This is a genomic window from Photobacterium sp. GB-210, from assembly GCF_003026075.1.
GTDB lineage: Bacteria > Pseudomonadota > Gammaproteobacteria > Enterobacterales > Vibrionaceae > Photobacterium.
This window is the reverse complement of sequence record NZ_PYNU01000009.1, coordinates 1-14,607: the sequence shown is the minus strand read 5'-3', so window position 1 is coordinate 14,607 and position 14,607 is coordinate 1. Positions and strand designations below refer to the sequence as shown.

Annotated in this window: 11 protein-coding genes and 1 pseudogene; 9 read left to right on the top strand and 3 right to left on the bottom strand. The window is 39.3% G+C overall.

Annotation, left to right across the window (positions count from 1 at the left end; all coding sequences use genetic code 11):
• Positions 1-167: 167 nt before the first annotated feature.
• Entirely contained in the window at positions 168-1,430 is a 1,263-nt protein-coding gene (locus C9J38_RS12200) for a leucine-rich repeat-containing protein kinase family protein (protein WP_107207337.1), read from the bottom strand.
• Between the two features lie 257 nt (positions 1,431-1,687).
• On the opposite strand from C9J38_RS12200, the gene C9J38_RS12195 reads away from it, so the two are divergent.
• The 6 genes from C9J38_RS12195 (at position 1,688) to C9J38_RS12170 (ending at position 8,064) form a co-directional block, all read left to right on the top strand.
• Positions 1,688-2,389 (top strand): murein L,D-transpeptidase family protein, encoded by a 702-nt coding sequence (locus tag C9J38_RS12195; protein WP_107207336.1) that lies wholly within the window; start codon positions 1,688-1,690, stop codon positions 2,387-2,389.
• Positions 2,390-2,609: 220 nt separating this feature from the next.
• Positions 2,610-3,071 carry a TetR/AcrR family transcriptional regulator gene (locus C9J38_RS12190; protein ID WP_045083083.1) on the top strand — a complete coding sequence of 154 codons (462 nt, stop codon included), beginning with the start codon at positions 2,610-2,612 and terminating at the stop codon, positions 3,069-3,071.
• Positions 3,072-3,330: 259 nt separating this feature from the next.
• Positions 3,331-4,758, top strand: a complete 1,428-nt coding sequence (locus tag C9J38_RS12185; protein WP_107207335.1) for a TolC family protein — start codon at positions 3,331-3,333, stop codon at positions 4,756-4,758.
• Positions 4,759-4,763: 5 nt separating this feature from the next.
• Entirely contained in the window at positions 4,764-5,741 is a 978-nt protein-coding gene (locus C9J38_RS12180; RefSeq protein WP_107207334.1) for an HlyD family secretion protein, read from the top strand.
• 1 nt (position 5,742) lies between these two features.
• Positions 5,743-6,912, top strand: coding sequence for an ABC transporter permease (locus C9J38_RS12175; protein ID WP_107207333.1), 1,170 nt, complete (start codon positions 5,743-5,745; stop codon positions 6,910-6,912).
• The gene (locus C9J38_RS12170; protein WP_107207332.1) at positions 6,913-8,064 is read left to right on the top strand and encodes an ABC transporter permease; all 1,152 of its coding nucleotides are present in this window, start codon (positions 6,913-6,915) and stop codon (positions 8,062-8,064) included.
• A 74-nt stretch (positions 8,065-8,138) separates the two neighbouring features.
• Here the strand turns inward: C9J38_RS12170 and C9J38_RS12165 are convergent, their stop codons facing one another.
• On the bottom strand, positions 8,139-8,861 hold the full coding sequence (locus tag C9J38_RS12165) for a YebC/PmpR family DNA-binding transcriptional regulator (protein WP_005366395.1): 723 nt from the start codon (positions 8,859-8,861) through the stop codon (positions 8,139-8,141).
• 366 nt (positions 8,862-9,227) lie between these two features.
• Between C9J38_RS12165 and C9J38_RS12160 the strand changes: the two genes are divergently transcribed.
• Positions 9,228-10,010, top strand: a complete 783-nt coding sequence (locus C9J38_RS12160; protein ID WP_107207331.1) for an IclR family transcriptional regulator — start codon at positions 9,228-9,230, stop codon at positions 10,008-10,010.
• Positions 10,011-10,044: 34 nt separating this feature from the next.
• Entirely contained in the window at positions 10,045-11,085 is a 1,041-nt protein-coding gene (locus C9J38_RS12155; protein ID WP_107207330.1) for an arginase family protein, read from the top strand.
• A gap of 52 nt (positions 11,086-11,137) precedes the next feature.
• Here C9J38_RS12155 and C9J38_RS12150 read toward each other — a convergent pair whose 3' ends face one another.
• Positions 11,138-12,739 carry a bifunctional aspartate transaminase/aspartate 4-decarboxylase gene (locus tag C9J38_RS12150; RefSeq protein ID WP_107207329.1) on the bottom strand — a complete coding sequence of 534 codons (1,602 nt, stop codon included), beginning with the start codon at positions 12,737-12,739 and terminating at the stop codon, positions 11,138-11,140.
• Positions 12,740-13,403: 664 nt separating this feature from the next.
• On the opposite strand from C9J38_RS12150, the pseudogene C9J38_RS12145 reads away from it, so the two are divergent.
• A pseudogene (locus tag C9J38_RS12145) lies at positions 13,404-14,607 on the top strand (hypothetical protein); the annotation flags it as partial.

Genomic DNA, 14,607 nt, shown 5'->3' with positions numbered 1-14,607 from the left:
TCGGGTATTTATTATTATAAAATCAATCAATTATTTAAAACGCTTGTATGAAAACAATTCTGATTATTTATAGAATAAATTAATGACTTTGTATCAGATTTGTTAACACGATCATGTTTGTTTTGTTGTTGATAAAGGCGACAATAAAAAAGTACTTTTATTGTCGCTTAAAAAGATGACAACTGAATGTAATTTTGCGCCTTTTGGTAGAGTGTTTGATAACGCGATGACGTGCGATCTTGTGATTCACAAATACTGAGTAAATCTTCAATGAAATAACCTAATGCTCGGTTTTCGATGGTTTTGATTTGTTGCTGTATTACTAGAGGTAAATCATCGTAAATGGAAGCGGCACCAAAATCGCCAACCAGAATATTGGCATGCTCATCAAAGAGGACGTTATGGGCATAAATATCACCATGAGCCACACCTTGGTTTTGCATATGTTCAATCACGTTTGTCATTTGTGACACTATTTTTGTGATTTGCTCAATGGTTAACGTAAAGCCGTTAGGAAAGGTATCGCGCGTGCAGGTTTCAAATGTTGGTGGTAAGCCTAAGTTTTTAAAGTGCGCAGGGATTAATGCCATAACCAGCGCTAAATGTTTAGGGTCTGTAACGTGTGCTAATGACTCTACAAGGTTTGGGTGACGGCCTGTTTTGAGACAAGCGTTTAATTCATCTTGCGGGTAACCGTCAGACGTCACCTCACCTTTAAAAACTTTAACTGCGATATCTGCTGCCAGTTGATGGGTATTATTTTTCCATTCGGCTAATGAAATAACGCCAGATGCGCCTTGCCCTAGCACTGATCGTAACGTGTAATCATTCGGTACCACTTCAGGCAATGTATTGTTTACCTGCTGATGGCGATTAAAATCATTACCAGAAAAGGCCAGCCACGCGAGTTTTGGCAAATTAAGCAGTTGAGTTGGAAATGTTTGTAAGCGGTTAGCAGATAAACGGATCAACTCTAAATTATGTAGTTGATCCATTGTGGTTGGCAATTCTGTGAGTTGATTACCTGCTAATGCAAGTTTCTGCAGGCGGGGGCGTAATCCTAAACTTTGTGGTAATTGAGCGATATTATTATCGGTTAAAATCAGCCACCGCAGTTTTTGAGGTAACGATGTTTCATCAACGGTAGTGATCTGGTTTGATTTAAACCCGATCATTTCTAAGTTTGGGCAAGCCCCTAAGACCTTCGGTAACTCGGTAAAGCAGTTATTTGACATAAACACAATGCGCAGCTTGGTTAGCTTGGCAAAGTCGTCAGGTAACTGGCTCAGTTTGTTATCCGTTAAATCTAGGATTTCCAAACTATTTGCTAGCGAAAGAATTTCGAGAGGAAATGTGGTTAATTGCTGCGAAATTTTTAGTCGGGAAATATGCGCCAGTTCACCAGAGCGTAGTTGTTCTAACGTATGCAAAATCTGTATACCTAATTATATGAAGAGTATTGTCTCTATTGTACCTTGTGTAGTGTGAATGCCAATTAACGAAATAGCGATAGGTATTTTAATGACTTATCTAGAAGTGTAAATAATGTGCAATATTTTGTTGTAAAAATGTCCACACTATCGGTTGCGCCACGGCAAAACGGCAGTACACTAGCGCCTACTTTTGATGATATCTGTTACTGATTTCGTTTATTTCCAAAGATGACACTGCAAGTACCGAGGGTTTTGTGTTTAAAATAGCGTTATTGCCATTATTGGTTATGTTCACTGCTGTTACTGATGTTCAAGCAGCTTATTCGTACTCAACTTACCCTCCTGCAGGTACACGAACCGTTGATGATGTAATGAAGCGTTACTCTCCTTTCGTTGAGCCAAGGATGAAACGTTATTTTGAACAAGCAGGTTTATCTTACCCTCCGAAAAATATTGCACTCTTTGCGATGAAAGAAGAGATGTCAGTAGAACTTTGGGCAGAAGAGAAAGGTAAGTGGTCTTACGTTAAGCGTTACAATATCGAGAAAATAAGCGGTAAAAAAGGACCTAAACTACGGGAAGGTGATAAACAAGTTCCTGAAGGTATTTATCGTGTTTCTTTATTGAATCCCAATAGTCGCTTTCATCTTTCGATGAAGCTAGATTACCCGAATGCTTTTGATCGTAAATACGCAAAATTAGAAGGCAGAACGTCTCCAGGTAGTAATATTTTCATTCATGGTAAACAAGCATCGACAGGCTGTTTAGCCATGGGCGATTATAGTATTGAAGAACTATTTTTACTCGCCCAAAGAACAGGGCTTGAGAATATTGAGGTGGTTATTAGCCCACACGACCCGAAAAAAGGGAAGTTGCTGGCGTCAGTGAATCAACCGTTTTGGACCCAGATCCTTTATCGTAATATTGAACAACAAGCGAAAAAGTTTGGTCGCTAATTGGTGGACTGTTCTATTTAGTAAATGGCTTGTAAAGTAAATAATTACATTTGATTTGGCGCTTTTTAACCAGATACAACATGATGTCGCTAAAAATGTGAGTTAGCGCTAGTTAAGGGAATCACATTTTGTAATACTAATACTAGCCACTGATTTCAATGAAGGATAATTATTGAAATCGTACTGTTGCATAAAATGATTACAATAGAGTCAACTCATTATGCCAAAGCGAAGTAAAGAAGATACAGAGATAACCATTCAAACGATTATGGATGCTGTAATTGATCAAATTCTTACCTTAGGTTACGACAAAATGTCATACACCACGTTAAGTAATCAAACAGGGATCTCTCGTACCGGTATTAGCCATCATTTCCCAAAGAAACAAGACTTTGCGCATGCACTTGATGGGCGTATCTATCAGCTGTTTGTAGATAAGCTTGATTTAACAGACGATTTAGCAGCATTTTCTGCAAGCTGGTCAGTTGCGCTTGATGATGAAAAATTCCGTGCAATTTTACGCTTACTCTTCCATCATATTTCTTCTGCAGAAACATCACATGAGTTTGCCCACCGTGGAATTGAACGCTTATTTACTCTTTGTGAGCAGCGTTATGGTCAGCAAAGTATTGATGAATTAGAACGCTTATTAGGGCGCTCGTTGATTCGTTTAGCTCGATAGATCATTATTTGGGTATTTGTTTAATCAATACTATGATGTGATCCCATATTAAACCCGCTTGACAGTGGGTTTTTTTATATCTTTAGTAATAACAATAACGCAATAAGAGTATGCTGTTATTATTCGCATTATCTGAATAATATTCATACAGTTTATCGATAAAGCAAGATGGCTCTATACATAAAAAATTGTTTTGTTTTAGAGTTATTGCTCTAGAATAAAAAAGCATTAAGAAAAACTGGTATCAAAGGGTTACCTTATGAGAATAAAACCATTTATGGTTAAACCACTGGCTATCGCTTTGCTAGCGATCACACCGAGTATTTATGCATCACCCATTGCGTTTAGTGATGCGTGGCATACTGTCGTGACGAAGAATGATGGTTTGGCGGCCGGACGTTCAAGTGTTGAGCAAGCAGAGTACATGCAAGATGCGGCAAGTGACTTATATTTGCCAACTGTGACGATTGGTGCAAATTACACCCGTTTGGATCAAGATGTAAAACTGTCACCTTCAGATTTATTTGGCAGTATGCCTGCATCATCCACAGCAGCGGGGCAAGAATTAACAAAAATTATTGCCGAGCTTACTAAAGTGACAGGCCTAGACCTTAATTCTGCACTAACGTCAACGATTGCAGATCGTGATGTGCTAACCAGTTCTGTTCGTGCTATTTGGCCTATTTTCACTGGTGGTCGTATTAGTGCGGCACAAGATATTGCTAAAGGACAAACAGAAGAAGCGAAATACATGCTTGCCATGATGCAACAGGCTAAATTTGAAGATTTATCCCGCTTTTACTTTGGTGTTGTTTTAGCAAAAAATGTTGTCGAAACACGTAAAGAGGTTGAAGCAGGGCTAAAACGTCATTACGAACATGCGCTTAAACTAGAGCAGCAAGGTCAAATTGCAAAAGTTGAACGTCTACAAGCAGAAGCGGCTTACGATAAAGCAAAAGTTGACGCACAAAAATCAGTGCGTGATTTAGAAATTGCGCAAGTTGCGCTAACAAGACTACTGCAGCAATCGAGTACCACTGTACCTACTACTAATTTGTTTATTAATAGTTCTTTACCGCCCATGTCGGCGTTTATAAATAAAACGTTAGCAAGTTACCCTGGTTTACATATTTTGGATGCTAAGCGTAAACAGGCTGATGGCTTAATTGATGTAGAGAAAGGCAAGTATTATCCAGAAGTCTATTTGTACGGTGATTATAACCTTTACGAAAGCGACTCTCTTGCCGCTAAAATGGCACCTGATTGGGCTGTAGGTATTGGTGTTAGTGTTCCGCTTCTCGACAGCTCTGGCCGTTCAGGTAAGGTAAAAGCGGCGCATTCGATGGTGACACAAGTGAATCATTTACGTGCGCAAGCAGAGCAAGATCTGACTGTGTTAGTTGAGAAAACCTATCGAGAAGCTAATCAAGCAGTCGAAGAATATAACGGTTTACAATCGAGTCTTGCATTAGCAAAAGAAAATATTCGTCTACGAGAAAAAGCGTTTAGCCAAGGGTTATCAACGTCACTGGATGTGGTTGACGCTGAACTGTATTTATCCGCCGTTAAAACCCAGCGACTTGCTGCGGCCTATCAATATGTTATGTGTTTAACTCGTTTACTTGCGGTAAGCGGTGAAATGAACACCTTTAATAATTATCAGAAATATCAAGGTATAGAGGTTTAATTGTTATGAGTAAGTTGAAGTCTATAGCAGTAGCGGTTCCTGTAATTGCTGTTGTGGGTTGGTTGGGTTACACCTTCTGGCATGCTTACCAGCCTCAACCTGAACGTATGCAAGGTCAGATTGAAGCGCAGCAATATAATATTTCCTCAAAAGTACCGGGGCGTATTGACCAAGTACTTGTTCGTAAAGGCGATGAAGTTAAACCGGGACAACTTATTTTTACCATTTTAAGTCCGGAAATTGATGCCAAGTTAGAACAAGCGAAAGCAGGTGAGCAAGCGGCTGGTGCGTTGGCAGAAGAAGCGGAAAAAGGCGCGCGACGTCAGCAAATTGCAGCTGCGGAAGATCAGTGGCGTAAAGCGACGGCGGCGGCGAAATTGATGAAAACGACTTATGTCCGTGTCAATAACCTTTATAAAGATGGCGTGATTGCAGAGCAAAAACGCGATGAAGCTTTCACACAATGGCAAGCGGCACAATATACCGAAAGTGCAGCATACCAGATGTATGAGATGGCCAAAGAAGGTGCACGCGTAGAAACGAAGCGTGCAGCACAAGAGAAAGTGAAAATGGCTGCAGGAGCAGTGGCCGAAGTAGAAGCGTATGTTGCTGATACCAAGATCTCTAGTTGGCACCAAGGGGAAGTTTCACAGGTGCTGCTGCATGATGGTGAACTAGCACCACAAGGTTTTCCTGTGGTGAATATTATTGATATTAACGATGCGTGGGCTGTCTTTAATGTGCGAGAAGATAAGCTAAAAGATTACCAAGAAGGTAAAGAGTTTAACGTAACCATTCCTGCATTAGGTGATAAAACCTATTCATTTAAAGTAACACACGTTGCGGTAATGGGGGATTTTGCTACGTGGCGTGCAACAGATACGGCGAAAGGTTTTGATATGCGTACGTTTGAAGTGGAAGCACGTCCAACACAACCAATTGATGGCTTGCGCGTAGGCATGAGCGTGATTGTAGAGCAGTAATATGAATAGCTTTCAGTATGTGAAGCAAGAATGGCGAAACATATGGAAAGATGGCTGGTTACGAGCATTAACACTGTGGTTACCTGCGGTGCTATTTCTCACTATGTGGGCTATTTTTTCTACGGGTATAGCGCATAACTTACCTGTTGGTGTTGTCGATCTTGATCATAGCCAGTTGTCTCGTCATTTTACTCGTTATGTGGATGCCAGCCCGACAATGGCTGTTACACGTCAATTCACGAGCCCAGATCAGGGCAGTGAAGCGATGCGAGCCAATGAAATCTATGCCATGGTGGTGATCCCAGATAATTTTGAAAAAGACACCAAGCTTGGTTTTTCGCCACAGATCACCACGTTTTATAATGGACAATTTATTTTAATAGGTAAATTGATCAACTCTGCAATGCTGCTGGCTGAAGGCACATTCAATGCAGGGGTTGAAACCGTTAAGAATATGGCGACAGGGGCACCAGTGCCGTTGCAAGCGATGGGGCAAGCGGTGCCTATTCGTGGGCAAATTACACCGTTATTTAACAGTAATAGCCATTATGGACAATTTTTGGTTTCTGCCATTATCCCGTCTATCTGGCAGATCTTGATTGTGGCCACAACGGTATTAGCTATTGCCTATGAAGCGAGAACACAAGGACTATGGAAGTGGTTACAAACGTCACCTGTTTCTAAGTTACTGGGTAAATTAGCTGCTTATACTGGGTTATTTTTGATCCAAGGCTTGCTGTTCTTGTGGTGGATGTACGTAGCATTGGATTGGCCGATGCATGGTGATTGGCATATCTTGATTGTCGCGCAATTGCTAATGGTGCTGGCGTGTCAAAGTATGGGGGCTTTTATCTATTTCCTTGCGATGGAAGTACCACGTGCCATGAGTTTTGCCGCGGCATTTACAGCCCCTGCCTTTGCCTTTATGGGGATCACTTTCCCTGCCACTGATATGCCTGTAATTGCCAAAATGTGGCGTAGCTTACTACCTGTAAGTCATTATATTGAAGTGCAATTACAGCAAGTTGATTATGGGACGGGGTGGTATCAGGCATCTCATCAATTGTTTGTTTTGTCGTGTTTTATGGTTGCAATGGTATTAGCAGTGATGTTGATGTTATTCCATCGCCGTAAAGCATTAAGTGGCGATGCTGTAAAAGGGGATGCCTAGATGAGCTGGTTAAATTTATTTAAGCATGAACTAAAAGCCATTTTTACGAATGTTTCTTTGGTGTTTACAGTATTTGGCGGCGTAGTTTTTTACTCGTTCTTATATCCGCTACCTTATAGCAATGAGATCCCTCGCGATCAGAAGGTTGCCGTGGTTGATCTTGATCAAACCCAGATGAGTCGTGAATTGATCCGTATGGCTGATGCCACACCCCAGGTTCATATTACTCAGCACTTAGGCAGTATTGATGCGGCAAAACAAGCGTTACTTGATCGTCAAGTAGAAGGGATTTTAGTGATCCCTCATGATTTCTACAAAGACGTGATGTTAGGGACTAGCCCAACACTGGCATATGCAGGTAATGCGGCATTGTTCTTGGTATACGGTACCATTGTGGAAGGATTAAGCGCTGCAGGCACTGATTTAGGTGTAAAGGCGAAGATAAACCATCTTGTTTTAAAGGGGGATAACTTCGTTCAAGCGACCGAACAGTACAGTGCAATGAAGTTAAACATGCGTCCGGTGTTTAATGTCACGATGGGCTACATTAACTATGTTGTTCCTGCTGTTTTTGTATTGATCTTACATCAGACATTGTTAATTGGTGTCGGTATGGTGGGCGCATCAGAAAATGAAGCGCGAGCGGCAGGTAAAAGTGGTTATTGGTCTGAATATCCAGTATGGATGATTATGGCGGTAAGGGCGTTTATCTTTGTCGTGATTTATTTGGTTTTAGCCGCGTACTATTTCGGTTTTACCTTCACCTATTATGGAGTAAATCGACTGGCGTCTATTCCTGATCTTCTTGCCATGACGATTGCCTTTTTGTTAGCGGTAATCATGTTGGGAATGGTATTAGGACAGTTGATTCCACGTTCTGAGTTAGTCACGCTGGTGGTGTTATTAAGCTCATTACCTTTAGTGTTTACCGCAGGCTTTATTTGGCCAACCTCTGAATTGCCAACATTACTACGAGAGTTAACCCAGTTAGCACCGTCAACGGCTGCTATTAATGGTTTTCTTGGTTTAAATCAGATGGGCGCAAGCTTTGCTCAAATGATTGGTTGGTGGCAGCAATTATGGTTACAAGCATTAGGTTTTGGTGCTTTAGCCTTTTGGTTAATGTCACGAGCACGAAAGGCAAGTCGTTAAGCCAATAATAATTCAGCAGAAACAAAAAAGGTCACCATTAGGTGACCTTTTTTATATCAACAGCAAACTAAATATTAGTCAGCCATTTCTGCATTGTGGTAAACGTTTTGTACGTCATCACAATCATTCAATGCATCAAGGAATTTCTCGAACATTGCGATGTCGTCGCCAGCCAATTCAGTCATTGTCTGTGGAACGAAAGAAATTTCTTCAACATCTAATGTTACTTCTGGCATTGTTGCTGCAAGTGCATTTTTAATTTTGAAGAATTCTGTGTGAGGAGCGTAAACAGTGATCACGCCATCTTCACATGTGATGTCAGTCACATCAGCATCTTCCATCATTAGATTCTCAAGAACAGCTTCTTCATCTGTGCCTTTGAATTCAAATACTGCTTGGTGTTCAAACATGTGGCCAACAGTACCTGGGCTACCAATTTTTGCATTGTTTTTAACGAATGCTTGGCGAACGTCCATGAAAGTACGGTTGTTGTTGTCAGTTAGACAGTCAACGATAACCATGCAGTTGCCAGGACCAAAACCTTCGTAACGTGCTGTTGAGTAATCTTCACCGCCGCCACCTTTAGCCTTATCAATTGCTTTTTCGATAACGTGGCTTGGCACCTGATCTTTCTTCGCTTTTTCAATAAGACGGCGAAGTGCTAGGTTAGCATCTGGATCAGGGCTACCGTTCTTAGCACAAACGTAGATCTCTTTACCGTACTTTGAGTAAACTTTGATCTTAGCGCCTTGGGTTTTTGCCATAGACAATTTGCGTACTTCGAACTTTCTTCCCATGAGGAATCACTCTCTTTTACTATGTGTGACGGTCAATTTTGCAAGGATTTTACCAGTAACCCTCCTATTATTACTAGCGTGATCTGCTATTTAGCATAGAAAAGCGTCTTTTTTCTCACTTGATTGACGGTGAGGATCTCGGAAAAGTTACATCTTTTTTATTACTGTGATAATGCGTTGATCTTTAATTAACAAATTGAAACGCTATTTAAATGTTTATTAGACAGATAAATCCCATAGGGTAAGAAAGTTTCTTGATAGTAATTCAGTAAATATAAAGTGTTTAATATTAGGTTTCTTATATTGCGGTAATTAATTGAGTATTATTTCATATAATTCTCATCATGTAAGAATTTAATTTGCAGTATGGTTTTTTATTGGTTAAAAGTAATTATCATACAAAAAGAAGAAGCCAACACCGTGACAAATTCACTCAGTGCTAATGAAAAGCTGTTGCAAGTATTAATTCACATTGCAGCTTCACCTTTCCCTCTGCAAGCTCAGCAGTTAAGTGTCGAAATGAATATGCCTATTAGTAGTTTATACCGCTACTTAGCATTACTAAGAGATTGGAATTTAATCGAAGAAAATCACGGTCAGAATACATACAGTGCTGGGCCTGCAGCATTGCAATTACAACGTAATTTTCAGATTAACTCACCATTACCAGATGGTGTTCGACCGATATTGAAACGTTTGCAGCAACAAACGGGTGAGATGTCGGCATACATGGTGCCTGTTGGCTTTAATGCTTTGTGTGTCGATAGCATTGATAGTCCATACACTTTACGTTGTAGCTATGAAAAAGGGCAGAGCCAACCTCTTATCCGTGGTGCTTCATCAAAAGTTATTTTGGCGCATTTACCCCTTTCTCGCCAATTACGTATTTTGAAGCATTACGAGATCACAGAGAAAGAGCAATTAGACGCATGGTTAACAGAGCTTGATCTGATTAAACAAGATGGTTTTGCTATTAGTACGTCTGAAATTGACCAAGGTGTTTCTGGTGTGAGTGCGCCCGTTTTTATCGGTAATAAAGTGGCTGGCGCAGTGAGTGTCATGGCACCAGCTGAACGTATCAATAGCCGTAAAAATAAAATTGTTATGTGTGTCTTACAGGCTGCTCGCGCTCTACCACCACAACATTAAATTACAACGTTTTTGATCAAAGGAAGATAAACGTATGTTTGTAGATCATTTAAAAAAATTATTTAAAACTGATGATGTTAAGTCTCGTATTCCACATCGATCACATACGTTAATTTCTCCTTATATTGATCAACGAGAACAAGGGATTGTTTTACTCGGTATTATTTCTGATCTTAGTATTGGCTGGAATCGAGGTCGACAAGGGGCGAAGGAAGGACCTGCAAGTATTCGACGTATTCTTCCCAGTACACATTCGCATTCAAAGCTGCCCTTTTATGATGCTGGTGATATAGAACTGGTTGATGACGATACAAATTTCTCATCATTAAGTGATAAGCAAGCGCAAGTTGTACATGGTTTACTCCATTCTGGGCATTTCCCTATAGTGTTAGGGGGCGGTCATGAAATATCTATTGCAAGTTATCAAGCGTTATCTGATTTTGCCGATGATAAAGCAAAAATACATACCGAATGGCAAGTAGCTAAATCGATACCTGATAATGTTGTTGCTTTATCGGCTACGCAAGAAGATCCAACGATGAGTTATCAGCCTTGCCAAGCGCGTGTTGGGATCATCAATTTTGATGCACATTTTGAGATGCGACCAACCTTGTCTGTTCGTTCTGGTTCGGCTTTTCATTCTGCATTATGTTATAGCAAGGAGCATCACCGAGATTTTCATTACCTTGGTTTAGGTATATGCGATCGTGCTAATTCACAAGCAATGTTTAAATTGGCTGAAGATTTGGGGTGTGAGTGGTTGCTTGATAACCAAATAACATCACGCAATAAAAAAGCAGTGCAAACCAAAATTGATAAATATATCGATAGTGTTGACGTTATACAGTTAAGTATTGGGCTTGATGTATTTTCTGCATCTATTGCACCTGGTGTGAATATGACCCAAATGCAGGGGGTTGGTTTACCTATGGTCGAATGGGCAATTAAACATATTATGGCAAGCGGAAAAGTAAAGTTAGTTGATATCGCTGAGCTCAATCCTGAATATGATTATGCTAACCAAACCGCGAAATTAGCGGCAAAGTTGATTCAACTTATATCTCGATGCTTATAGTATAATAAGCCACCATATATAACAGATGGTGGCTTATTATTAATGCTGTATGTCAACCATTAAACTCATCGTGATAGCTCATTACCATATTATTAATGTTATCCATTAAGGTATCGTATTTCTCATTATCTAAGTTGGCGAGAGATATACGAATAGACCATTTAGGAGCATCAAAACCAGCTCCTGGCATCACGATGATCGCATTTTCTTGAGCGAGTCGTACAACAAAATCTAGTGCGTTGTACGTTTTGGTTAACCACGTTAAGAATTTCTCACCATAAAGTTCATTAGCAATTCGTGCTATATCAATCTCAACATAATAAAACACGCCATTAGGATTATCTTCTGCAACCACTGGTGTACCTTTCATATGTTCCATTAAATGATGATAGCGGTCGCGAATGATATTTTTAGCGTCTTGTTTGTACTGCTGTTCATTGTCCATGAGTGAGAATACAGCAAAAAGTGACATTTGAATTTGCTGCGGTGTTGATAGCCCAGCAGTATGGTTTAAAGCTACTGCTCGACTATCTGAGACCAAGCGATCAATAAACTTCATACTATTTGGATCTAAATTAATATTTTTGTAGCGTTCAAACAGTGTATGTTTAACTTCATTTGATTGTTTTCTTAGTAACTCATCTAAAATATTATCAGGTTGGATACCGATAACACCTAAACGCCATCCTGTTGCACCAAAATATTTAGAGAATGAATAAACAAGTATCGTATTATGAGGAACGATCATTGCCAGTGAGGTAAAGTTATCGGCAAACGTGCCATAAACATCATCAGTGATAATAATAAGATCTGGACGTTGTTTAACAATATTTGCAATTTTAGTTAGCGTTTCATCACTCAATTTTACTGAGGGTGGATTGCTAGGGTTCGTTACAAAGAACGCTCTAATGTTTGGATCTAGTAATTTATTTAATTCAGTATCGGATATTTGCCAGATAAGATCCTCACTAGCTTCAATCTCAATACGGTTTAGCGCATAGTCTTCAAGATCCGGAATTTCTATATAAGGCGTAAATATCGGTGTTGCAATCGCAATACTATCACCAGCACATAATAAGCGATTACTTTTTAAGGTATTAAAGATATAAACAATCGCCGCAGTACCGCCCTCAACAGCAAATAAATCAAATGGGCTTTGTGGCAAAGTATTTTGATTATCGCAAAGCGCACTACTTAAATATTGTTGTATAATGCATTCTGCGTGTTTAAGCATTCTATCTGGAACAGGGTAATCATCACCTAGTACCCCATTGGTCCATTCAAATACAATCTCGTCAGGATTAATCGCTTGATTCGTCTTAAGATAATCAATAGCATTGAGTAAAAATGTTAACCCATGATTATTTTGATTTTCTGTTTTAAAACAAAATTGCTGTAAACGTTGGAAGATGCCAAGCTTATCTGCTGTTCCGCCAAAGTTATCATAATTTTTAAATTTTAAGTTAGCTTCACTCAGTGCAAATAACCCTAATTGAAAAAAAGCCTCACGAGGTAAGGTTGCTACCCAATTAGGATTGCCACGACCGGCGTCTATTAGGGCAATGTCGGATTGCGATGAAGCCAATGTTAGTAGTGTATTTTTAATTTCAAAAGGACTCAGTTGACTGAGTTTTTGTTCATCTAAGGCATTCATAATTTATATTATTGATCAGTTAGTTAAAGTTAGAAATAACTGGCTTATAAAGAGCCAGCAAAATATTTGTTATACACAGATGACTGTGAGTACGTGTATTGGAACACTATTACCTTTTTCTATCAAAGTGGAAAATCAGGGGTGGCTCTGCGACTACCAGCAATTAACGCTAAGGTTTTATTGGATTTTTCTTTTGTCAATTACAAGACCTAAAGATATTGATAAGGATAGTGAAATTAATGCGTAGGCTTTTTAATTACTCCGTAACTACGTTCATAAATTCATGTTGAATAAATAGCTTATTTAAATTACACCTAAGATTTAAAGTTATATAGCAACAAAAAAAAGAAGTTAAATATCATTAATATTGCGATAGATAATTTTTATACTGTATTCAGTGAATTATTGGCTAGTGATAACCAGTGAGTAACTTATGTCTTTTGCGAATTCTTGGTAGATAATTATGCTGAGATAATGATCTGAAAAACTCGGTCTTGTTATTTATAAAGTGTGAGATTGTTTCAATAAAATTCGTTATGAGTCGCATTTTTTTACTTTTACATGAAAAGATAAAATAAACCCTCTTTTAATGAACTTATCAATGATGAATTATCAATAAGTTTTATCGTGTTGATAAGAAACTTGGCTAGTTAAAGGAGTTAACATGAAATTGAAGCCACTCATTGTAGCAATGGGGTTTGCCACGGTTCCACTTTCAGGGTGTGGTAGTGATTCTGATGGAGAAATATCAAAAACAAAAGATCCAATACCAGAATCAGCTGTAACGTCAGATGTCTATTCTATTAAAGCTGTGGATGGATATTTAAGAAATGCTGAAGTGTGGCTTGATATTAATGGCAACTCTTTACACGATAAAAATGAACCATTCGCAATATCTAAAGATGGCGGTGTCGCTGATTTAGATGTTTCAGGTATAGATAACCCTGAACAATATTCTGTAATGGTTAAAGCAATTGCTGGCAAAACTGTCGATGAAGATACAGTAACCGAGACCAATAAAGCTGGCGTTCCTATTGCAAAACCTTTCGTATTATCAGCACCTGCTGGTGAATCTATTATCTCACCTTTGTCTACGCTTGTTCAGATCAATATGAATAATCAAATGACAAAGGAAGAAGCATTAGCAAAAGTTGCTCAAGATTTAAATATTGAAACAAGCACCATTCTTTCTGATTATGTAGAAAGTAACTTGGGTGACGTTGCATCTAAAGCAAATGCCATTGTTGAGTTAGGTATTGTTCCAGAGTCTGCTGAAGAACTAAAACAAGATATTCAAGAACTTGAGAATAAGCTATCTGAACATGTAGAAACGATAAAACAAGTTGTTGCTGGTCAATTAATTATAAAGGATGAGGACGGTAAAGCAGTTATTGTCCCTAATGCTGATAAAGATGACGATGGCATTATTGATGCTAAAGATGCTTTTCCTGATGATTCATCTGAGTGGTTAGACACTGATAGTGATGGTATTGGTAACAACAAAGATACCGATGATGACGGTGATGGTGTAGCTGATGCTGATGATGTGTTCCCGCTCGATAGCACAGAATCAGTAGATACCGATAGCGATGGTATTGGTAACAACAAAGATACCGATGATGACGGCGATGGTGTAGCTGATGTCGATGATGCTCTCCCTCTAGATAAAACAGAGTCCGTTGATACTGATGGCGATAGCATTGGTAACAACAAAGATACTGATGACGATAATGATGGTATCGCTGATGCTGATGATGTGTTCCCGCTCGATAGCACAGAATCAGTAGATACCGATAGCGATGGTATTGGTAACAACAAAGATACCGATGATGACGGCGATGGTGTAGCTGATGTCGATGATGCTCTCC

What these genes read in the sequence shown, in the direction of transcription:
- C9J38_RS12190 (WP_045083083.1), top strand. Translation starts at nt 2,610, where the DNA reads ATGCCAAAGCGAAGTAAAGAAGATACAGAGATAACCATTCAAACGATT.
- C9J38_RS12185 (WP_107207335.1), top strand. Translation starts at nt 3,331, where the DNA reads ATGAGAATAAAACCATTTATGGTTAAACCACTGGCTATCGCTTTGCTA.
- C9J38_RS12180 (WP_107207334.1), top strand. Translation starts at nt 4,764, where the DNA reads ATGAGTAAGTTGAAGTCTATAGCAGTAGCGGTTCCTGTAATTGCTGTT.
- C9J38_RS12175 (WP_107207333.1), top strand. Translation starts at nt 5,743, where the DNA reads ATGAATAGCTTTCAGTATGTGAAGCAAGAATGGCGAAACATATGGAAA.
- C9J38_RS12170 (WP_107207332.1), top strand. Translation starts at nt 6,913, where the DNA reads ATGAGCTGGTTAAATTTATTTAAGCATGAACTAAAAGCCATTTTTACG.
- C9J38_RS12165 (WP_005366395.1), bottom strand. Translation starts at nt 8,861, where the DNA reads ATGGGAAGAAAGTTCGAAGTACGCAAATTGTCTATGGCAAAAACCCAA.
- C9J38_RS12160 (WP_107207331.1), top strand. Translation starts at nt 9,228, where the DNA reads ATGGTTTTTTATTGGTTAAAAGTAATTATCATACAAAAAGAAGAAGCC.
- C9J38_RS12155 (WP_107207330.1), top strand. Translation starts at nt 10,045, where the DNA reads ATGTTTGTAGATCATTTAAAAAAATTATTTAAAACTGATGATGTTAAG.
- C9J38_RS12150 (WP_107207329.1), bottom strand. Translation starts at nt 12,739, where the DNA reads ATGAATGCCTTAGATGAACAAAAACTCAGTCAACTGAGTCCTTTTGAA.